Source organism: Lachnospiraceae bacterium JLR.KK008 (genome assembly GCA_037015955.1).
GTDB lineage: Bacteria > Bacillota > Clostridia > Lachnospirales > Lachnospiraceae > VSOB01.
In genome coordinates this window covers 2,965,209-2,986,607 of record CP143548.1, presented here as the reverse complement: position 1 = coordinate 2,986,607, position 21,399 = coordinate 2,965,209, and the positions used below count along the sequence as shown (strand labels likewise).

At 46.3% G+C, this 21,399-nt stretch carries 24 protein-coding genes; 20 read left to right on the top strand and 4 right to left on the bottom strand.

Features of this window, described 5'->3' with window-relative positions:
• The first annotated feature begins 55 nt into the window (after positions 1-55).
• From V1224_14745 to V1224_14715, 7 genes are all read left to right on the top strand, one after another.
• Positions 56-775 carry an N-acetylmuramoyl-L-alanine amidase gene (locus tag V1224_14745; protein WWR15711.1) on the top strand — a complete coding sequence of 240 codons (720 nt, stop codon included), beginning with the start codon at positions 56-58 and terminating at the stop codon, positions 773-775.
• A gap of 34 nt (positions 776-809) precedes the next feature.
• Positions 810-1,415 carry an SOS response-associated peptidase family protein gene (locus V1224_14740; GenBank protein WWR15710.1) on the top strand — a complete coding sequence of 202 codons (606 nt, stop codon included), beginning with the start codon at positions 810-812 and terminating at the stop codon, positions 1,413-1,415.
• 104 nt (positions 1,416-1,519) lie between these two features.
• Positions 1,520-2,602: an L-threonylcarbamoyladenylate synthase gene (locus tag V1224_14735; GenBank protein ID WWR15709.1), complete on the top strand. Its 1,083-nt coding sequence runs from the start codon at positions 1,520-1,522 to the stop codon at positions 2,600-2,602.
• Positions 2,603-2,693: 91 nt separating this feature from the next.
• Positions 2,694-3,125: a ribose 5-phosphate isomerase B gene (gene rpiB, locus V1224_14730; GenBank protein WWR15708.1), complete on the top strand. Its 432-nt coding sequence runs from the start codon at positions 2,694-2,696 to the stop codon at positions 3,123-3,125.
• Positions 3,126-3,161: 36 nt separating this feature from the next.
• Positions 3,162-3,791, top strand: coding sequence for a uracil phosphoribosyltransferase (gene upp / locus V1224_14725; protein WWR15707.1), 630 nt, complete (start codon positions 3,162-3,164; stop codon positions 3,789-3,791).
• A 12-nt stretch (positions 3,792-3,803) separates the two neighbouring features.
• A complete protein-coding gene (locus V1224_14720) occupies positions 3,804-4,283 on the top strand; it encodes a dCMP deaminase family protein (GenBank protein ID WWR15706.1) in 480 nt (159 codons plus the stop codon).
• A 21-nt stretch (positions 4,284-4,304) separates the two neighbouring features.
• On the top strand, positions 4,305-5,459 hold the full coding sequence (locus V1224_14715) for a cell wall hydrolase (GenBank protein WWR15705.1): 1,155 nt from the start codon (positions 4,305-4,307) through the stop codon (positions 5,457-5,459).
• Between the two features lie 88 nt (positions 5,460-5,547).
• On the opposite strand, the gene V1224_14710 is transcribed toward V1224_14715, so the two are convergent.
• A complete protein-coding gene (locus V1224_14710) occupies positions 5,548-6,027 on the bottom strand; it encodes a DUF402 domain-containing protein (GenBank protein WWR15704.1) in 480 nt (159 codons plus the stop codon).
• 241 nt (positions 6,028-6,268) lie between these two features.
• On the opposite strand from V1224_14710, the gene V1224_14705 reads away from it, so the two are divergent.
• From V1224_14705 to atpC, 10 genes are all read left to right on the top strand, one after another.
• On the top strand, positions 6,269-6,535 hold the full coding sequence (locus V1224_14705; GenBank protein WWR15703.1) for an AtpZ/AtpI family protein: 267 nt from the start codon (positions 6,269-6,271) through the stop codon (positions 6,533-6,535).
• Complete coding sequence (locus tag V1224_14700; protein ID WWR15702.1) at positions 6,498-6,905, top strand: ATP synthase subunit I; 408 nt, start codon at positions 6,498-6,500, stop codon at positions 6,903-6,905. The genes V1224_14705 and V1224_14700 overlap by 38 nt, the downstream gene beginning before the upstream one ends.
• 4 nt (positions 6,906-6,909) lie before the next feature.
• Positions 6,910-7,626, top strand: a complete 717-nt coding sequence (gene atpB, locus V1224_14695) for a F0F1 ATP synthase subunit A (GenBank protein ID WWR15701.1) — start codon at positions 6,910-6,912, stop codon at positions 7,624-7,626.
• Between the two features lie 73 nt (positions 7,627-7,699).
• Complete coding sequence (gene atpE / locus V1224_14690) at positions 7,700-7,954, top strand: ATP synthase F0 subunit C (protein WWR15700.1); 255 nt, start codon at positions 7,700-7,702, stop codon at positions 7,952-7,954.
• Between the two features lie 36 nt (positions 7,955-7,990).
• Positions 7,991-8,509 carry a F0F1 ATP synthase subunit B gene (atpF, locus tag V1224_14685; GenBank protein WWR15699.1) on the top strand — a complete coding sequence of 173 codons (519 nt, stop codon included), beginning with the start codon at positions 7,991-7,993 and terminating at the stop codon, positions 8,507-8,509.
• Positions 8,497-9,045, top strand: a complete 549-nt coding sequence (locus V1224_14680) for a F0F1 ATP synthase subunit delta (GenBank protein ID WWR15698.1) — start codon at positions 8,497-8,499, stop codon at positions 9,043-9,045. The genes atpF and V1224_14680 overlap by 13 nt, the downstream gene beginning before the upstream one ends.
• A 33-nt stretch (positions 9,046-9,078) precedes the next feature.
• Positions 9,079-10,575: a F0F1 ATP synthase subunit alpha gene (gene atpA / locus V1224_14675; GenBank protein WWR15697.1), complete on the top strand. Its 1,497-nt coding sequence runs from the start codon at positions 9,079-9,081 to the stop codon at positions 10,573-10,575.
• An 18-nt stretch (positions 10,576-10,593) separates the two neighbouring features.
• Positions 10,594-11,457: an ATP synthase F1 subunit gamma gene (gene atpG / locus V1224_14670; GenBank protein WWR15696.1), complete on the top strand. Its 864-nt coding sequence runs from the start codon at positions 10,594-10,596 to the stop codon at positions 11,455-11,457.
• Positions 11,458-11,476: 19 nt separating this feature from the next.
• Complete coding sequence (atpD, locus tag V1224_14665; protein ID WWR15695.1) at positions 11,477-12,868, top strand: F0F1 ATP synthase subunit beta; 1,392 nt, start codon at positions 11,477-11,479, stop codon at positions 12,866-12,868.
• Between the two features lie 11 nt (positions 12,869-12,879).
• Positions 12,880-13,284 carry an ATP synthase F1 subunit epsilon gene (gene atpC / locus V1224_14660; GenBank protein ID WWR15694.1) on the top strand — a complete coding sequence of 135 codons (405 nt, stop codon included), beginning with the start codon at positions 12,880-12,882 and terminating at the stop codon, positions 13,282-13,284.
• A 137-nt stretch (positions 13,285-13,421) separates the two neighbouring features.
• On the opposite strand, the gene V1224_14655 is transcribed toward atpC, so the two are convergent.
• Positions 13,422-14,525, bottom strand: a complete 1,104-nt coding sequence (locus V1224_14655; GenBank protein ID WWR15693.1) for a hypothetical protein — start codon at positions 14,523-14,525, stop codon at positions 13,422-13,424.
• Positions 14,526-15,348: 823 nt separating this feature from the next.
• Between V1224_14655 and V1224_14650 the strand changes: the two genes are divergently transcribed.
• Both V1224_14650 and V1224_14645 read left to right on the top strand, forming a co-directional pair.
• A complete protein-coding gene (locus V1224_14650) occupies positions 15,349-16,521 on the top strand; it encodes an SAM-dependent methyltransferase (protein WWR15692.1) in 1,173 nt (390 codons plus the stop codon).
• Between the two features lie 15 nt (positions 16,522-16,536).
• Positions 16,537-19,074, top strand: a complete 2,538-nt coding sequence (locus tag V1224_14645; GenBank protein ID WWR15691.1) for a hypothetical protein — start codon at positions 16,537-16,539, stop codon at positions 19,072-19,074.
• 10 nt (positions 19,075-19,084) lie between these two features.
• On the opposite strand, the gene V1224_14640 is transcribed toward V1224_14645, so the two are convergent.
• Positions 19,085-19,576: a QueT transporter family protein gene (locus V1224_14640; protein WWR15690.1), complete on the bottom strand. Its 492-nt coding sequence runs from the start codon at positions 19,574-19,576 to the stop codon at positions 19,085-19,087.
• Between the two features lie 289 nt (positions 19,577-19,865).
• On the opposite strand from V1224_14640, the gene V1224_14635 reads away from it, so the two are divergent.
• Positions 19,866-20,426 (top strand): ferritin-like domain-containing protein, encoded by a 561-nt coding sequence (locus V1224_14635; protein WWR15689.1) that lies wholly within the window; start codon positions 19,866-19,868, stop codon positions 20,424-20,426.
• Here V1224_14635 and V1224_14630 read toward each other — a convergent pair.
• Positions 20,409-21,278 carry an AraC family transcriptional regulator gene (locus V1224_14630; GenBank protein WWR15688.1) on the bottom strand — a complete coding sequence of 290 codons (870 nt, stop codon included), beginning with the start codon at positions 21,276-21,278 and terminating at the stop codon, positions 20,409-20,411. The two genes, V1224_14635 and V1224_14630, sit on opposite strands and share 18 nt — an antisense overlap.
• Positions 21,279-21,399 lie beyond the last annotated feature (121 nt).

The window sequence follows — 21,399 nt, the reverse complement described above, 5'->3', positions numbered from 1 at the left end:
TTTCATAGGAAAGTACATTTGTTCATAAAATTGTAAAAAAATCAGGTTTGATAAAATGATGATAAAATGGAAAGATAACATAAGCCGGGCGGGGAATGCAGCCGTGTATGCAGCGATGGGACTGATGCTGGTTATGACGGGAATTCTGACAGTAAAAGGAACGGCAAAATATGTGCTCAACAGCCATGTAGAAGAAAAGCGGCTGTGCGTTGTCATTGATGCCGGGCATGGAGGCGACGACCCTGGTAAAGTCGGTATTAACGGAGCGTTGGAAAAGGATATTAATCTGCAGATCGCGCAGAAAGTGAAGAAATATCTGGAAATGGAAGGGGTCGAAGTTGTGATGACCCGCACGGATGGGCAGGGGCTCTATGACAGTGGGGCGGAAAATAAAAAAGTGCAGGATATGAAACGGCGGATCGCTATGATCGAGGAGACAGCACCTGCGATTACGGTGAGCATCCATCAGAACAGTTATCCGGAAGAGTACGTAAAAGGGGCGCAGGTCTTTTATTATAAAGACAGCGCGGAGAGTAAAAATGCGGCCGAAACCATGCAGAAGAGTCTGAAAGACCGGCTGGACCGGGAAAACAAGCGGGAGGCGAAAGCCAATGCCAGCTATTATCTGCTGAAAAAAACGTCTTCCCCAGTGATCATTGTGGAATGCGGTTTTCTCTCCAACAGTGAGGAAGCCGGCAAGCTGGCTGACGATACTTATCAGGAGAAAGTAGCCTGGGCGGTCTTTATGGGGATCATGCAGACGCTGAACGAGTGAGCGGCTGTGAGATCATAACAAAGCAGGAGATTTTATGTGCGGCAGGTATTATGTGGACAATGAAATGGTCGGCGAGCTTGAGAAGCTAATCGGTCAGATGGATAAAGCGCAGAGAGAGGATTCGTTGAGGGCGACGGCAAAAATTCCCGCAGGTGATATATACCCGGGCAGGGCTGCCCCGGTTTTACTGGGAAAAAACGAATCTGTCTGCTGCGGCTGGCAGCGTTGGGGATTTCCGGGATTCAGGGAAAAGCGGCTGATTTTCAATGCCAGATGTGAATCCGTACTGGAGAAGCCTTTGTTCCGGGGAAGCATGAAGCATGGGAGAGTTGTGATTCCGGCCATGAAGTTTTATGAATGGAATCCATCAAAGGAGAAAAGTACGTTTCGCAGGCAGAATTCGTCGCTGCTGTTTATGGCGGGACTTAGCAGGCGCTATGAGGACGGGACACATTTTACGGTTCTCACCACAGCGGCGAATGCTTCCATGAAACCGGTGCATGACCGGATGCCTCTGATTCTTGAACGGGACGAAATTACAGAGTGGATGTTTGATGATGCGAAAGCAGAACAGATTCTTCATAAAATTCCCTGTCTGTTAGAACGCAGTTCGGACTATGAGCAGATGAGACTGTTTTGATTTGCACTAAGAATACACTGCCGTTTTGTTCAAAACCGAAAACCCCTTTCCTGCAAAAGTAGTCTATGATATAATATGGAAGGTAATCATATCGGGGTAACTTTATGCCGGAAACAAAATATGCGGTCTTGACAGAAGATCATATAAACAAAAAGATAATCAAAGAAGCCGGGGCGGTCCTAAGAGCCGGAGGGCTTGTGGCATTTCCCACGGAAACAGTATATGGACTTGGCGGAGACGCGCTGCAAAAAGAGTCTTCCAGAAAAATATACAGCGCCAAGGGCCGGCCCTCGGATAATCCGCTGATTGTGCATATCTGCCAGTGGAAGGCAGTCAAAAAGATTGCCGTGAGGATTCCGCCGGAGGCGGAAAAGCTGGCGGCGCGTTTCTGGCCCGGCCCGCTGACCATGATATTGGAGAAGGCGGATGCGGTTCCGCTGGAGACGACGGGCGGTCTTTCCACAGTGGCGGTGCGGATGCCGGAGAACAGGATTGCGCTGGCGCTGATCGAGGCAGCAGGCGGCTATGTGGCGGCGCCGAGTGCCAATCTTTCGGGCAAACCCAGTCCTACGCTGGCGAAGCATGTGCGCGAAGATCTGGACGGGAAGATTGAGATGATACTGGACGGAGGCGCGGTGGGAATAGGCGTGGAGTCTACGATCGTAGATCTAACTGAGTCAAGACCAATGATTTTGCGTCCGGGTTATATTACGAAAGAAATGCTGGAAAGTGTGCTTAACACGGAAGTGGATGTGGACATGACACTGCTGCAGGCTGACAGCGGGCAGGCGCCCAAGGCGCCGGGTATGAAATACAGGCACTATGCGCCCAAGGGAGAACTGACGATTGTGTCAGGTGAGGAAAAAGACGTAACGGATACGATACGCAGACTTGCCAGAGCCAAACGGCTGGCAGGGGAAATCGTAGGCATTATCTGCACCGATGAGACGGAGCCGCTTTACGAGGCGGACAGCATCGCCAGCGTCGGCGCCAGGACGGATGAAGAGGCAATCGCCAGACGGTTGTATGCGATATTAAGGGAATTTGATGCCCGGAATGTAACCTGTATTTATTCAGAGGCATTTTCGGACAAAGGTGTGGGACAGGCCGTGATGAACCGGTTGCTGAAAGCAGCCGGACACCAGATTTTAGAGGCGACATGCCCTGGCTTTTGCAGAAAGATATAATTATTTGAGTTTTTAGAATTGCATATGAAATTCGGCAAATATAAACAGTTGCGCAATGATCTGATAAACCAAATAACAGGAGGAAGAGACAATGATAGCATTGGGAAGTGACCATGGTGGGTATGACCTGAAACAGGAAATCAAAAAATATCTGGAAAGTGCGGGGTATGAGTACAGGGATTTTGGGTGTGACAACAAGGATTCCTGCGATTATCCGATGTTTGGCAGACCGGCAGCGCAGGCTGTCGCGGATGGCACTTGTGAGAAAGGAATCGTAATCTGCACAACCGGAATCGGAATCTCAATCACGGCCAATAAGATTCCGGGAATCCGCTGCGCATTATGTGGAGACTGTGCGTCCGCGAAATTGACGAGACTGCACAACAATGCCAATATGCTTGCACTGGGAGCCGGGATCGTAGGAACCAACCTGGCGCTGGACATCGTAAAAGCATTTTTAGAAACAGAATTTTCCGGGGATGAGAGACATCAGAGAAGGATTGATCTGATCGAGGCGAACTAAGAGAAAAGGTGAGAGAAACAAAACAGGAGGAAGAGAATGTCGAAGACAGTGATCATGGAGCACCCGCTGATTCAGCATAAGATCGGATATATCAGAAGAAAAGACACCGGCACAAAAGATTTTCGCCAGACGATCAGTGAAATTGCGATGCTGATCTGTTATGAGGCGACCAGGGATTTAAAAGTATCGGATGTGGAGATCGAAACTCCGATCTGCCGGACGACAGTAAAGCAATTATGGGGGAAGAAAATGGCCATTGTCCCCATACTGCGCGCCGGACTGGGAATGGTGGACGGGATGCTGAATCTGATTCCTGCGGCAAAGGTAGGGCATATCGGGCTTTACAGAGATCCGGAGACATTGGAACCTGTGGAATACTACTGCAAACTTCCGGCGGACTGTGCGGAGCGAGAGGTGTTCGTAGTAGACCCCATGCTGGCGACAGGGGGATCGTCTTCGGCGGCGATTCGGCTGTTAAAAGAAAAAGGCTGTAAAAATATTCGTTTTATGTGTATTATCGCTGCCCCGGAAGGCGTTAAGAAAATCCGGGAGGAGCATCCGGATGTCGATATGTACATTGGCGCTCTGGATGAAAGATTGAACGATCACGGTTATATTGTGCCGGGGCTGGGCGATGCCGGGGACCGGATTTTTGGCACTAAATAGTCGGAGGACGAAATGAAAAGAAAAGATTATATTTCATGGGATGAATATTTTATGGGAATTTCCAAGCTGTCGGGGATGCGCTCCAAAGATCCGAGTACCCAGGTAGGCGCCTGCATCGTCAGCGAAGATAACAAGATACTTTCTATGGGATATAATGGGTTTCCCATAGGCTGTAATGACGATGAGTTTCCCTGGGAGAGAGAAGGAGAATTGTTGGATACCAAATATGCGTTTGTGACACACAGCGAGTTAAACGCAATCCTCAATTACCGGGGCGGGAGTCTGGCAGGGGCGAAACTGTATGTTTCACTGTTTCCGTGTAATGAATGTGCCAAGGCGATCATTCAATCGGGCATAAGAACGATCGTCTACGAATGCGACAAATATGCTGACACAGATCCTATTATAGCGTCCAAAAAAATGCTGGATGTGGCGGGGGTCAGGTATTATCAGTATAAAAAGACCGGGCGTGAAATAAATCTGCAACTGTAAAAACCATGAGGGGTGGAAGAAATGAAAAGGGCCGGTAGACAGATTGCCATTTTACTCTTTATGGTAATTCTGGTGGCCAGCGCGCCGAACACGGTTCGCGCGACTACGACACAGGAAAAACTGGATAAGGCAAAGCAGGAAAAGGCACAGACGCAATCAGCGCTGGACAAGACAAAGGAGTCGATTCAGGGAATGCAGGGGGAGAAAGATTCTCTGCAGGGCCAGTTGACAATCCTGAATGACAATCTGGAGGAAGTCAGCGAGAACCTCAGCCGGCTGGAAGGTGACATTGCCGATAAGGAACAGGAGATATCAGATACGGAAGCTGCACTGCAGGAAGCGGAGGAAACGGTAGACTGGCAATATGAGTGCATGAAAAAAAGGATCAAATTCATGTATGAAAGAGGCGACGCCGCCTATATGGAAATGATCTTTTCTTCCGAAGGACTGTCGGATTTTCTGAATAAGACTCAGTACGTTGAACAGATCGCCGAGTATGACCAGAGAATGCTGGAGCAGTACAAGGCGACACAGGAAGAGATTGCGGATGCCAGGGAACGGCTCGTTGCTCAGAAAGAGGAACTGGACGAGCTGAAGGTGAAGACGGAAGAGGAGAAAAACAAAGTCGCGGGCATGGTCAAGAGCACGGCCAACAATATCGCCGGCTATGCGGATCAGATTTCCGAAGCGGAAAATGTGGCGCTTACTTATGAAGCACAGATGAAGGAGCAGGATGCAAATATTGCCGCCTTACAGAAACAGCTTGCAGAGGAGCAGGCGATGTCGCGTCTGGCTTCCCGCTCCGCTAAGAGAAATATTTCTGAGGTGACGTTTGCGGAAGGGGACAGGGAACTTCTGGCGCAGCTGATCTACTGTGAGGCGGGCGGAGAACCGTATGCAGGGAAAGTCGCCGTGGGTGCGGTCGTAATCAATCGTGTACTCAGCTCTGTGTATCCGGATACGGTGGTGGGAGTGATCTATCAGAACAAGCAGTTTTCGCCCGTAGGGAGCGGAAGACTGGCACTTGCGCTGGCGGAAGGCCGCGCTACCCAGGCCTGTTACGATGCTGCGGATGAGGCGATGAGCGGCGTGACGAATGTGGGCAACTGTGTATATTTCCGGACGCCGATACCGGGACTGGAAGGCATTGCGATTGGCGGACATATCTTCTATTAATAAATATAAAATTTAGGATTACCTGTAAATAAAAGAACTCTGACCGGTGCAGATCGGTCAGAGTTTGGTTTTTCTTTTGTATCAATTACTATGATTCAAACATTTCTATGTATTTCGTGAGCTCCTGAAGATTTCCGCCATATATGACAGACAGCAGTTTACTGCATGAGAGCAGCGCCTGTTTTAATTCACAAATCGTAATCCCGCCGCATTCCAGAGCAGGCACCATTTCGTCAAGATCCACTACTTTGACAAATCCATTCGGATAGACGATCACATCTGCCAGCAAGTCTGTGACAACGACCTTCTTCTCGGAAGCAGAATATTCATGGGTAATAATGTCACAATAATAATAGAGGAGAGAGTGATCCGCCCGATAAAATTTACTGACTTTATATCCTTCTGTCAGAAAATAGCAGGAATATCCGTGATGAAGCTCTTTTTTGGGTTTCAGGGCATTCCATCGGGTCACGATCCGTTCAGCGTCCCAGGAGAGGACTTCGTCGTCTTTTAATAAGATACATTCATTGGGAATGATTCGTTTCCGGTATAGAAGGGGATATTCCATAGGGACCTCCATGCTGTATGAAATTATAGGTGGCATAATTATAGTAAGATAATTAAATGCTACACTTGCATTGTACAAAAGTCAATGGAAAATTCACAGTTGTCGACGATTCTGTAATTGCAAATATTTTCGGCTGATTTATAGCGGTTTTTCTTTACAGAAAGGAAAGAATTGGCTATAATTTAGGATAAGGGTTGTTTTATGAGAGAGATTGATGGAGTGAAAATCTGGAGGAAGAGATGTGAAATATGAAAAGTCAGTGTATCGTGCACTGGTGACCATCAGTCAGTTTGGTATCAACATGCTCGTCCCCATTTTTTTGTGCGCATTTTTAGGGATATTTTTGGACAGAAAGCTGGGGACTTCCTATTGGATGGTGATCTTGTTTTTTACAGGTGCGTTAGCCGGATTCAGAAATGTTTTTCTTTTGGCGAAAAGGATCTATGACGATGGGGAGGAAAGGACGCCCTATGGGAGAAAAAGCAGGAAAACAAAGAAGGATAAATGAAACACTGGCGGAATTACTGATTGGAATTGCGGTATCCGGTATATTATTGCAGCTGATATTTGTGTGGCTGGTAAAGGATACAGTTTCATTTGCTGCCGGGCTATGGATTGGCGTCAGTCTTGCAGCATTTCTGGCGTGGCATATGTGGAAAGGAATCGATGAAGCGCTGGACCGGGGGGAAGCAGGCGCGCAGAAGCTGATGAGGACGCGGTTTGCGTTCCGCTATGGAATCGTGATCCTTGTGTTGGGCATTCTGATGGGTACTGAGGTGGCTGATCCGCTGGCGGCATTTCTTGGAATTATGACATTGAAAGTAGCGGCATATTTACAGCCTGTTACACATAAAGCTATCTTAAAATTAAGGAGGTGAATATATGGGACAAGGAATTTTGTTATCCCAGGGAGCAGAAGTGGATTTTATGATCCATGGCGTATTTTCCTATCATCTGTTCGGACAGGAACTGTGGATAACAACGACGCATATTTGTCTGCTCATTGTCATGCTGGTGATCATAGGGTTCTGCATTGTGGCGAACCGGGCAGTGAAACATGCGTCTGAAGTACCGGAGGGGTTTCAAAATGTGGTCGAGCTGATCATAGAGAAACTGGACGGCATGGTGGAAGGCGTTATGGGAAAAAATGCGCCTGCATTTGCAAACTATATCGGTACAATCTTTATCTTTATATTCCTGAGCAACATTTCAGGCCTGTTTGGACTGAGGCCGCCGACGGCAGACTACGGTGTCACATTCCCCCTTGGGGTGATGACATTCGCGACCATTCACTTTAACAAGTTCAAACATCAGAAAGTAAAAGGCGTGATCAAGGGATTGTGCGACCCCTGGGTGTTTTGGGCACCGATCAATATTATCGGCGACTTTGCCGTGCCGATTTCTCTGTCGCTGCGTCTTTTTGCCAACGTACTCTCAGGAACTGTTATGATGGCGCTTGTATATGCGTTGCTCTCCAAAATCGCCATTATCTGGCCGGCGGCACTGCATGTATATTTTGATCTGTTTTCCGGAGCGATACAGACGTATGTGTTCTGTATGCTTACTATGACATATGTAAATGATGCAATAGAAGGATAACGGGAATGCCTGTAAGAAGGCGTCTGAGAATGAAAATTTAGAAACGATGAATTTTATAAAGGAGGAAATAAAAATGGATTTCAACACAAACTTTATTTTAGGATGTTCCGCGATCGGTGCCGGACTCGCAGTGATTGCAGGTATCGGACCTGGTGTAGGGCAGGGTATTGCAGCTGGCCATGCAGCAGCAGCAGTTGGCAGAAACCCGGGTGCAAAGTCGGATATTACCTCTACCATGCTTCTTGGTCAGGCGGTAGCGGAGACGACAGGTCTTTATGGCTTGCTGATCGCTATGCTTCTGTTATTCGTAAAACCGTTGATGCCATAAGAAGTCTCTTTAAAAATAAACTGAAAGGAGGCAGACATGGATTCATATTTATTTGACCTGACACCGCAGCTTCTGCACGACGCTGTGCTCAGTATGATCGCAGTGTTCACCCTGTTTTTGATCGCGTCTCATTTTTTGTTTCAGCCGGTGCGCGACATGTTGCAAAAACGTCGCGAGAAGATCAAAGATGAGCTGGATGATGCAAAGCAGAATCAGGAGACGGCCCAGAGTCTGAAAGCAGAGTATGAAGAGAAGCTGAGAAATGTGGAAAAGGAAGCGGAAGAAATTTTAAGCGCTGCCAGAAAGAAAGCACTTGCAAACGAGGCTAAGATCATTGCAGAGGCCAAAGAGGAGGCTGCGCGGATCAGACAACGCGCCGAGACGGAGGCAGAACTGGAGAAAAAGAAGGCGGCGGATGATGTGAAAAAGGAGATGGTTTCCATTGCATCTCTCATGGCGGGCAAAGTAGTCGCCGCATCGATCGATGCCACGGTTCAGGACGGACTGATCGAGGAGACGTTGAAAGAAATAGGTGATACCACATGGCTAAGCTGATTTCCAAAACATACGGAGAAGCGCTTTTCGAGCTTGCCGTAGAAGAGAATAAAGTGGATTCCTTTATGGAGGAGATTCGTGTACTGCGGGAAATCCTTGCGGAGAACAAGGAGCTGGACCGCCTGATGAATCATCCGAAGATCACGAAGGAAGAAAAGACCCAGGTGATCAAAAATATATTTGAAGGAAGAATCGACAGTGAGCTGTTGGGATTCCTCTGTCTGATCATTGCAAAGGACCGCTATGGTGAGGCGGACAGTATTTTGCAGTATTTTCTGGATCAGGTGAAGGAGCTGAAAGGTATTGGAGTCGCCTATGTGACGACGCCGGAGGCTCTGAAGAAAGAGCAGAGGCAGCAGATTGCTGAAAAGTTGTTGAAGACAACAAAGTATCGACGGATGGAGATGCACTATTCCAGAGACAAGAGCCTGATCGGCGGCATGGTCATCCGCATCGGAGACAGAGTTGTGGACAGCAGCATCAAAACGAAGCTGGATGTGCTGCAAAAGCAGCTTATGAAAATACAGTTGGTATAAAAAACAGAAAGCAAGAAAGGTGCGTATAGATCTATGAATTTAAGACCAGAAGAAATCAGTGCGGTAATAAAGGATCAGATCAAGAGATATGCGTCAGAGCTGGAGGTATCCGATGTTGGTACCGTTATCCAGGTAGCTGACGGCATTGCTCGTGTGCACGGCCTGGAAAATGCAATGCAGGGGGAACTGCTGGAGTTCCCTGGGGAAATATATGGAATGGTGCTCAACCTGGAAGAGGATAACGTGGGCGCCGTTTTACTTGGCAGTCATAAAAATATCAATGAAGGCGATATTGTCAAGACGACCGGAAGGGTCGTGGAAGTTCCCGTAGGAGATGCAATGCTTGGCCGCGTCGTGAACGCTCTTGGTCAGCCCATCGACGGCAAAGGTCCGGTGCAGACAGATAAATACCGTAAGATCGAGAGAGTTGCTTCCGGTGTTATCACAAGAAAATCTGTGGATACCCCTTTGCAGACGGGAATCAAGGCCATCGACTCCATGGTACCGATCGGCAGAGGTCAGCGTGAGTTGATCATCGGTGACAGACAGACCGGTAAGACGGCCATTGCCATTGATACGATCATCAATCAAAAGGGGCAGAACGTAAAATGTATTTATGTAGCCATCGGTCAGAAAGCGTCTACAGTGGCAGGTATTGTCAAGACGTTGGAAGAGTTTGGGGCGATGAATTATACGACGGTCGTTGCGGCTACAGCCAGTGAGCTGGCTCCGCTGCAGTACATTGCGCCGTATTCCGGGTGCGCGATCGGAGAGGAATGGATGGAAAATGGAGAGGATGTTCTGATCATTTATGATGATTTGAGCAAACATGCCACGGCATACCGTACACTCTCTCTGCTTCTGAGACGTCCGCCAGGACGAGAGGCATATCCGGGTGACGTATTTTATCTGCATTCCAGACTGCTTGAGAGGGCGGCCAGAATGAGTGAAGAATATGGCGGTGGTTCTCTGACAGCGCTGCCGATCATTGAGACGCAGGCAGGCGATGTGTCCGCATATATTCCGACCAATGTCATCTCCATTACCGACGGTCAGATCTATTTGGAGACAGAGATGTTTAACGCCGGCTTCCGGCCAGCAGTCAATGCCGGCCTTTCCGTATCCCGTGTGGGCGGCGCCGCGCAGATCAAGGCGATGAAGAAGATCGCTGCTCCGATTCGTGTGGACTTGGCACAGTATCGTGAGCTTGCCGCATTTGCACAGTTCGGGTCCGAGCTGGACGCAGATACGAAGGAAAAGCTGGCACAGGGCGAAAGGATCAAAGAGATCCTCAAGCAGCCACAGTATAAGCCGATGCCGGTTGAATATCAGGTTATTATCATTTATGCGGCAACAAATAAATACCTGCTTGATGTGCCGGTAGATGAGATCACAAAGTTTGAGACAGATTTCTTTGAATTTTTAGATACAAAATATCCGGAGATTCCGGAGAGCATCAGAACAGAGCGGGTAATTTCCGATGAGACGGAGAAGCTGCTCCAGAAAGCGATTGCGGAATTTAAAAAGTAATGGAAAGGGTGATATGTTATGGCCTCGATGATAGACATAAAAAGACGTAAAGTCAGTATTCAGAGTACCCAGCAGATTACCAAAGCCATGAAGCTTGTTTCCACGGTTAAGCTCCAGAGGGCGAAAGGCCGTGCAGAACAGTCAAAAGCATATTTTGACTGTATGTATGAAACCGTTACATCTATGCTTGCAAAGACAGGTCACAGCGATCATCCATACTTGAAAGCAGGAGAAACCGGAAAAAAGGCAGTGATCGTCGTTACTTCGAACAGAGGCCTTGCAGGCGGTTATAATTCCAACGTGATCAAATTAGTCACCAAAGGGGATTTCAAAAAGGAAGATCTGGCGATCTATGCAGTGGGCAAGAAAGGACGTGACACCCTTGCCCGCTATGGGTATGAGATCAAAGGAGATTTTTCCGACATGATCGAGGAACCGCAATATCCTGATGCGGTACGTCTTGCCAATCAATTATTGGCGGCGTATGCGGACGGCGAGATCAATGAGATCTATCTGGCATACACCGTATTTAAAAATACGGTCAGCCATGTGCCGACGCTTTTGAAGCTGCTTCCGGTGGAAGCGGGGACAGAGCGCGATAAAGGCAGTGATGAGGAAAGACAGGTTCCGATGAACTTTGAGCCGGAGGACGACGAGGCGCTGGATCTGATCATTCCCAAATATGTGACGAGTCTGATCTATGGCGGCCTGGTAGAATCGGCGGCCAGCGAGAACGGTGCGAGAATGCAGGCAATGGATTCGGCAACGAGCAATGCTGAAGAAATGATCAACAACCTGACACTTCTGTATAACAGGGCAAGACAGGGCTCTATTACACAGGAATTGACGGAAATTATAGCTGGTGCGGAAGCGATCAGTTAATGGAGGAGTGAGATAGAAAATGGCAGAAGTAAACAGCGGAAAGATCACTCAGATCATCGGTGCTGTCCTGGATATTAAGTTCAGCGAGGGAAAACTTCCCGAGATCAACGAAGCGATCCGTATTCCGACGAAAGACGGCGGAAAACTGATCGTGGAAGTAGCACAGCATCTGGGTGACGACACAGTGAAATGTATTGCCATGGGTTCTACCGACGGCCTTGTGAGAGGGATGGAAGCGATTGCAACCGGAGGACCAATTACGGTGCCGGTCGGCGAAAATACGCTGGGACGTATTTTCAACGTGTTGGGAGAGCCTATTGATAATAAACCCGAGCCGACAGGCGTGGGACATGAACCGATTCACAGACCTGCTCCGGCATTTGAGGAACAGGCAACAGAGACGGAACTTCTGGAAACGGGAATCAAAGTCGTCGATCTGCTCTGCCCTTATCAGAAGGGTGGTAAGATTGGATTGTTCGGCGGTGCCGGTGTAGGAAAAACCGTGTTGATTCAGGAGCTGATTCGTAATATTGCGACAGAACACGGCGGATATTCCGTATTTACCGGTGTAGGAGAGCGAACGAGAGAAGGAAACGATCTTTATCATGAGATGCAGGAATCGGGCGTAATCGATAAAACGACAATGGTGTTTGGCCAGATGAACGAGCCGCCCGGAGCAAGAATGAGAGTCGGACTGACAGGACTGACGATGGCGGAGTACTTCCGGGATAAAGGCGGCAAGGATGTGCTGCTCTTTATTGACAATATTTTCCGTTTCACACAGGCTGGCTCCGAAGTGTCTGCATTGCTTGGGCGTATGCCCTCTGCCGTTGGTTATCAGCCGACGCTGCAGACGGAGATGGGCGCTCTGCAGGAGCGTATCACATCCACGAAAAACGGTTCCATCACGTCCGTACAGGCAGTCTATGTGCCGGCCGATGACTTAACGGACCCGGCTCCGGCAACGACTTTTGCGCATCTGGATGCGACGACTGTGTTGTCGCGTTCGATCGTGGAGCTTGGTATTTATCCGGCAGTTGATCCGTTGGAGTCCACATCGAGAATTCTTGACCCGCGTATCGTTGGAGAAGAGCATTATCAGGTAGCCCGCGGAGTACAGGAAATTCTGCAGAAGTACAAAGAGTTACAGGATATTATTGCCATTCTTGGTATGGATGAACTTTCAGAAGACGATAAACTGGTAGTAAGCAGGGCGAGAAAGGTGCAGAGATTTTTGTCTCAGCCATTCTTCGTGGCAGGACAGTTTACCGGTCTGGAAGGAAAGTATGTGCCGATTAATGAGACAATTCGTGGTTTCAGAGAGATCATTGAAGGAAAACATGATGATATTCCGGAAAGCCATTTCCTGAACGCAGGAACGATTGATGATGTATTAGCCCGCGTGAAGTAAGGGGTGAGCATATGGCAGAAGGAAATAAATTTCTATTAAAGATCATAACTCCGGACAGAGTCTTTTATGAAGGGGAAGCCTCGATGGTGGAATTTAATACGACCGAAGGCGAGATTGGTATCTACAAAGAGCATGTACCGACGACAGTTATTGTAGCCCCTGGTATTCTGACAATTACGGAGGAAAGTGATAAGAAAGAGGCAGCACTTCATGCCGGCTTTGCAGAGATTCTCCAGGATAAAGTGACGATCATGGCAGAGATTGTCGAATGGCCGAGCGAGATCGATGTGGAGAGAGCGGAAGAAGCTCGCCATAGAGCGGAAGAACGTTTGAACTCAAAAACACCGGAGACGGATGTGATGAGGGCGGAGACTGCTCTGCAGCGAGCGATTGCACGTATTAATGTAGTTAAATAAAATATATTATAATATAATTTATGAGAACCGGGCAGACAATATTATATCTGTCCGGTTTCTTAAATTTTTATATAAATAATATTTCTTAAATTTTAACTTAATATTATATAAAAACTGTGCAGTTACTGTGCGATATCTCATTTTTCCAGTAGATAACCTTCGATGTGAAAGTAAAAAATGGTGTCATCCTGTTTATCATATTCAAAACGGAGCTTGTGGAAGACAAGTGTATGAGAAGCATCAATTTGATAGCGATTGTTATTTATGAAATAGTCATAGATTTCATCGTTCTCATCAGCCTGTTTCCTGTAATGTTCAAGAATTTCGGACAGATTAACCGTAAACTGAGGTTTGTCAACAGGGAGAATCGCATAATTCTCCAAGTCATAGGAAAGCTCGCCATTTTCATCCGTAACGGCCCGACCGTATTCAGAGATACGAAAGTGGGAGCAGTAATGGAACCCGGAGACATCAAACGGCGAGTCCTCCGTTGATGCGGAGTATATGACAGTGGAAGAGATGATATTCCTGTTACCAAACAGAGCCAGCCTGTCCTGGGAGGACTTTGGCAGACTCTCAAGGTACTGGCTGCCATAGTAGTCATACTTGAGATAATAATAAGCGCCATAAGTGCGTTCGTGGACATCGAGATATGTTTCCGTGCCTGCCAGGATCTCTTGCTGTTCTGCTTCCGGGAGATAAAGATAATGTTCCGCTGTCTTTTTCTGGCTGAGATAGGAAAGGTAAGAGACATTGACATAAGGCATACAGCCGAAAACGAGGAAAAAAACAGGCATAACCAGGAAAAGCAGATGGAGTGCATGGCGTTTCCGGTGATAGAGAAACAAAACGAGGCATTCAAAAAGCAGGAAGATAACGGCAATACAGCGCACAGGTGTCAGGCCGTTTTCATAGATGCGGACTCCGATTGAATACCCTTGCAATGGTAAAAAAGGCAGGAACAAACAGGGAAGCCATCTGGTAATCCGCAGAAGCGGGTTCTTGTTCCGGTAAAAACTGTTCATAATGCAGACAGGGAATGCCATGACGAACAATCCTGCGGCGATCCGGAAGATCGCATTGGAGGGAATATCCCGAAGGATCAGTATCTTAAGGAGGTAGGCGTAAATAACCACATAGGTAAAAATGGTGATTACAGGCAGTATGTATCTGATCAAAGCGCTGGTAATCATGTTATCATCCGGAGTCTCCGGATAGAGAGCAAGAAGAAAGGAAGACATATAATACAGACCAAATAAAAGCATCTGTGTACTGATAACAATATTAAAATCTAAATTAAATAATTGTGATAAAATAGACGTAATAATAGAACTTCCGATCAAAAGCACAAAATAAAAAATGTGGTATCGTATTGCGCGGCTGAAGATGCGTGTGAGATATTCTTCCAGAGAACATGCCAGCCTTTTATGACAGAAGTAAATGGCAATAAAGAACAGAATAAAAAAGTAAGATGGACAATAACGTGTAAAGAAAGTGTCTGTCAAGTTTGTTTCAGATTGACCCTTATCTTCATACACGAGTAATAATGTCATGAAGGCAGGCAAAAGAGTATTCAAGGCTAACAGTAAATAGTAATTAAAACAGCGTTTTTTTTTCAGAAAATAAGCCTCAAGCGGAAAACTGCCGGACCCATACAAAAAAATAAATAATAAAATATAGATTGAATTATCTGAAATTTCTGAATCTGCAATATTTGCAGCTCCAATGAGGATCAGTGTAAAAAGCCACAGAGTGCCCAAAGTAACCGGAAAATGGCGATAACTTTGAAAACGACAAAGAATTGTTTTCAAAGACCATTTTTCTGATTCGGGCGATGGGGAAATCAGTGTCATAGGAAAACTCCTTTCTATGCAATAAACTCAAGAATGCCAATTATATGAAGGTTCCATATAGAGTATATCACATCAGACACTGCTAGATAAAAATTTAAAAAAATCTTAGGAAATGTAGATAGAAAATACTGGTTGTCCTTTTTAATGAAACAAAGTAAAATAGAAAGGAAACTAAAAAACTGGCAGGATGTGGAAAAGGACTGGAAGACATATGGAACGGCTGAGAAGTTTAATAGAACAGAGTGTGCGGGATGGTCTGTATCAGATCGTACTCAGCAATCCCCGGACAAAGGGCGGAACACAGAAAGTAAAAATACGCCCTGTCATGTTGAAAGAGCAGCTCTGTTTTCAGGAGAGTCGTTTTGAAGGAACGAAAGTATATCATACCAACAAAAAGGAAACAGAATTAATATCTGGCGTTATTGAATTGGCACAGAGCGATTTCCGGCAACTGGAAATCCGCACGAGAGGCTGGCAGGCTACGGCGCTGATCGGCAAAAAAGGCAATCTGACAATCAGAAAGAAACGTATGGAAGCTACACTCGATCCAGTGCTCATTCATAACAGAAAGAAAAATTATATCTTAGAGGAAAACACGCCGGTAGCCTTTCTCCAGGATTTGGGTGTACAGAGTACAGAAGGGAAAATAATTAAAAGTAAATTTGATAAATTTAGACAAATTAACCGCTTTTTAGAGTACATTGCGGATATTTTGCCATATCTGCCAAAAGAACGGACTGTGCGCATCGTAGATTTTGGTTGTGGAAAGTCTTATCTGACATTTGCCATGTATTATTATCTGCATGTTTTAAAACAATATGATGTGGAGATTATTGGCCTTGACTTAAAACAGGATATAATTTCTAGGTGTCGTCAGTTGAGTGAAAAATATGGTTACGATGGACTTCATTTTTATCAGGGTGACATTCAGAGTTATCAGGGGAAGGAGCAGATAGACATGGTAGTGACATTACATGCCTGTGACACTGCCACGGATCATGCCCTGAATCAGGCGGTAAAGTGGAACGCCCGTGTGATTTTGTCAGTACCCTGTTGTCAGCATGAACTGAATGGACAAATCCGGTGTGGCGAATTGGATAGTCTGTTTTCTTATGGACTGATCAGAGAGCGGACGGCGGCGCTGTTTACGGACGCTCTGCGCGGAGAGCTTATGGAGGCGCAGGGATATGATACACAGATACTGGAATTTATTGATATGGAACATACGCCTAAAAATATTATGCTCCGCTGCATCAGACGCAGCCGGGGAGATGACAACGAAACGGAACGAAAGTATCGCCGCCGCAAAAGGGCACAGATTGGAGAACTGATGGAATTTCTTCATGTGCAGCCCACATTGGCAGAACTTTTACAGAAGTATTGATTGGAGTAACAATTTATGAAAAAAGTAGTGTTGCAAAGTGTCATATGGATATTCACTTTTCTTCTTTCTCTATTTATTATCAGCAGCCTTATGAATCAGGGAAATACGGATATGACAGTGGAAATGGGGAAAGCGACGCTTCCGCTTGTGTATATGAGCCAGGGAAGTGATAAGATTAACTGTCTGCATGGATATATAAGGGAAATGCAGGGCAGCACGATGCGGGAGACGATCACGCCGCTTGGCCAGGGCAGAAAACTGGACATTACGATCGAGAAAATGGGCAGCGCGGTGAAAAACCTGCGGTTTGAAGTGAGAAGTGTGGACGGGGAGAGACTCGTGGAGGCGACAGACATCAGCCAATACCACGAGGAGGGGGACCTGATTACCGCAACAATCACGATTAAGGATCTGATCGAAGAACAGATTGAATATAATCTGATCCTTTTACTGGAAGACGGAGAAGGCAGGACGATTCGTTATTATACGAGAATTGTAGCGGCAGATGAGTATCATGTAAAAGAGAAACTGGATTTTGTTAAGGATTTTCATAACAGGAGTTATGATAAAGAAGCTGCACAGACGCTCACGAAATATCTGGAATCAAATTCCGAGGGGAACAACAGTACCTACAGTCATGTTGATATTCACAGCAGTTATCAGCAGATTACCTGGGGGGACCTGAAGGTAAAGGAAGAGCTGGAGCCTGTTTATTCTATCAAGGAGCTGGGGCCGTCCATTGCCAATATGACTGTGTCATACATGGTAAGCATCGGAGACGATGACAAAACCAAAAGGTTTTATAATGTCGTGGAATACTATCGGCTCCGATATACGGAGGAGCGAATTTATCTGTTGGATTATCAGAGAGACATGAGTGAAATATTCAAGCAGAATACCGTCGATGTGTTTGCCAACAACAAGATTATGCTTGGCATTAACGATGCCGATGTGGAGATGGCGGAAAGCGACGGCGGCAATGTGCTGGCCTTTGTCAATGAGAACCGATTATTCAGCTATAATGTGAGCGGCAATAAGCTCGCTTACCTGTTTGGATTTTATGACAGGGAAAATGCGGACAACAGAACGCTATATCCGGCTCACGGTATCAAAATATTAAATGTAGATGAAACAGATAACGTACAATTTCTTGTTTATGGGTATATGAACCGGGGCAAGCATGAGGGAGAGGTAGGGATACAGGTTTCCTATTATAACAGTATGTTAAATACGATAGAGGAACAGGTATTTATTCCTGACAGCCGTTCTTATGACAGAGTTAAAGCGGACATGGAGCAACTTTCCTATGTGGACAATGACAATCATCTGTATGTGATGCTGTCGGGAAATGTATATGAGATCAATCTGGAAAGCAAAAATTACAGAACGATTGTTACTGATTTGCAGGAAGAGTCGTATAAAATATCGGACAGCAACCGTATGATCGTATGGAAGAGCGGAGAGAAGACTGAGAGCAGTGAATTGACATTGTTAAATCTCAGTTCAAAAAAACAGACGAAGATGAGCCAGGGGAATAACATTGTGCTGTCTCCGCTTGGATTTATGGGAGAGGATCTGATCTATGGAATGACACGAGTGTCAGATATAGAAAAAGACCGCAGCGGTGAAATCATTGTGCCGATGTATGAGATCCGAATCCAGAATGAAAATGATGAAATCCTGAAAAAGTATAGCGAGAGAGGGATCTATGTGGTAAGCGCTGAGATCAGAGACAACCAGATCAATCTGCAGCGCGTAGAAAAAGATGAACTGACATCGCAGTATATTCCGGCCAGGGAAGACCAGATTATGAACAACGAAGAGGTAGAGACAGGTGACAACACGATCGAAACGGCGTTGACGGAGGAATTTGAGACAGTTGTGCAGATTGCAGTCAAGAAAACGATCGACAAGAAAAGCATGAAGTTTTTGACGCCGAAAGAGGTATTATACGAGGGCGGGAGAGAGGTTATAATCAACGCCGAGGAGACTGATACGGAGCACTATTATGTCTACGGGATTCGTGACATTGAAGGGATATATACGGATGCAGGCAATGCAGTGACTAAGGGCAGTGAAATATCCGGAATCGTTGTCAATGACGCGGGTGCACATGTATGGAAGGCGGGAGACCGCAGTATTAAAAATCAGATTATGAAAATAACCGGTGAGGCTGCAGACGAAGAGAGAAACAGCTTAGCCGTTTGCCTGGATACAATCCTGGCATATGAGGGAGTGGCGAGAAATACGGCATATATGCTGCAGCGCGGAATGACGGCTGTGGAAATATTGAAGACCAATCTGCCGGAGGCACAGATTCTGGAATTGTCAGGGTGCTCCCTGAACGCGGTTTTGTATTATGTAAACCGGGACATTCCGGTACTGGCAACTTTGAATGATGGAAATGCGGTACTGATCGTTGGCTTTAACGAGCTGAATACCGTTCTCATGGACCCTCTGACCGGCGAAGTGTACAAAAAAGGAATCAATGACTCCACGCAGTGGTTCGAAGAGAACGGCAACAGCTTTATTACCTATGTGCCAAGAACATAACTTATGTTATTTAACTAAAGATGTGACTTGCATATTTGCGGATAGCAAAAAAGAGAATCATTCCGAGAATCCCACAGGAAATAATCTCGCCTGCGCCAACGGTAATTACCAAATACCACCAGGCATCGGTCAGTCCATAGCCATACGGAGAGGTCAGCACATAGGGCACGATCAGAGCGTTGGCTACGATTGTCGGCAGGGGAATCAAAAAAGGGTGCCTGCGCAGAATACGGGCGCCCAGAGCACCGATAAGAGTTGCCAGACTTCCCATGATGATGTCAAGAATACAACATCCGGTCAGCAGATTGCTCAGAAGGCAACCGATGGCAAGGCCGGGAACTGCGGCAGAAGTAAATGCGGGGAAAATAGCGAGCATCTCTGAGAGACGCACCTGAATGGCGCCGGAGGCCAGGCCAAAGGCATTGGCGATAAATGTCAGCACCACATAGAGAGCAGCGATCATAGCTGCCCGTGTGAGGAACAATACGTTTTTACTTTTCATTTTTTTCTCCTTTAGTTTTGTTTTGCGTCAGGAAGGTCTCGAACTGACGTTGATCATATAGAGAACCCTGATTTTATGGGTCTTTCCGAAAACCTATTATACAGAGAATTGAGGAAAAGTCAAGGTCTGACTCCATTTTCTCAGACAGTGGGTAAAGGGCGTGTGTGTCCTTGTCCACTGAGGGTAAGGAATGCTGATTTAGAATTTCCATTGTGAAAACAAGCACCATTTGGTCAGTTCTTTCATATATTTAAGATAGAACGAAAAACGAGATGAGAGTAGCACATATATGGAAGAAAAAGGAAGACCTGCCGTCAACAAATTCGTCAATACATGCAGTTTTGCAGGCGTGAAGCCGATCATGGTGGATCTGCCTTATCCGTCGATTCAGGTATGTGGACCGAATCAAACGTTTGCCAATCTGCTCAGCGTCGACTACTGCGGCGCAGTGTCGGAACTGTCTGCAATCACTCAATATATCAACAATGAAAACCGCATGTCCTGTGAGAAATGTCCGCTGGTGAAGACGATACTGGGAATTGCCATGGCAGAGATGATGCACTTGCAAAAATTAGGGGAACTGATTTATCTGCTCGGAGGTACGATCGACTATACGGCGATCGAATGCGATGGCAGACGCAGAATGTGGACACCGAAATATATTACGATACCGGAAGACATCAGAAAAATGCTGCTGGCCGACATAGATGCCGAGAAAGCGGCGATCAGCCAGTATCAGATGCACATGAAAATGATCAACGACCAATATGTGAACGCAGTGTTGGCAAGAATTATCAAAGATGAAGAGTATCATATCATGCTGCTACAGACATTACTCAAAGAAGGATAAGGATTCATTTCTGATACCGTTTTCCATACGCCATTGCCTTGGGGAAAGCTGGTAGACACTCTTGAATGCCCGGGAGAAGTGCAGTTGGTTGGGATAACCGACTGCATTTCCAATGTCTGCAATGGATAGCGTCGTCAGTCTGAGAAGCTCCGCAGCTTTTGTCATCCGATATGCGATCAAAAATTCCTGCGGTGACCTGCCGACATGTTTGTGAAAAATCTTGCCGAAATAGCTGCGGTTTAAGCCGCAGGCGGCTGCAATATCCTCCACGGTAATGGAATTTTGAAAATTTTGCTCAATAAATGTGATTGCTTCTTTAATATAAAAATCACATAATTTATTGCGCGGCGCAAACAGTTGAGCGCTGGAGCGGGACAGGTAGTCAAGAAAAAGATAGAGATGTCCGATCAGGTGAAAGGGAGAGCTGTCTTTATGATTTACAATGTACATCATTTCAGAAGCCATCTCTTCTTTGATGTCGCTGAATTTCGCATGATAAACCGGTTCATTTACGGACAAGCCGGCCCGTTCCACTGCTTCTCTGGCCCGCAAACCGTCAAATTCGAGCCACACATATTCCCAGGGGAGATTTTCCGAGGCGACATAAGTGGAGATCTGGTCGGGAAAGAGCATAAATCCCTGTCCGCTTCTGATCTGATATACCTGACTGATTCCCTTGGCATCTTGTGCGGTCAACGTTCCTGTACCGGATATTACATAGTGAAAAAGGTAATGATTGCGGGCGGCTGGTCCATAAAGATGAGCCGGTTTACATTGTTCCCATCCAAACTGATATAAGCCTAAATCGACAAAATTTTCACTGGGAAAAACGGAAAAAATAAGATCTTGCATGGCCTTACCTCCCTCACGTTTGTTGATTATAGCACTTCATATACCAAAATGCTAGACGATTTTCAAATAGTATGGAAAAAATAGCATAAAGATATAAAAGTGGCTGAATACGGGCATTTAC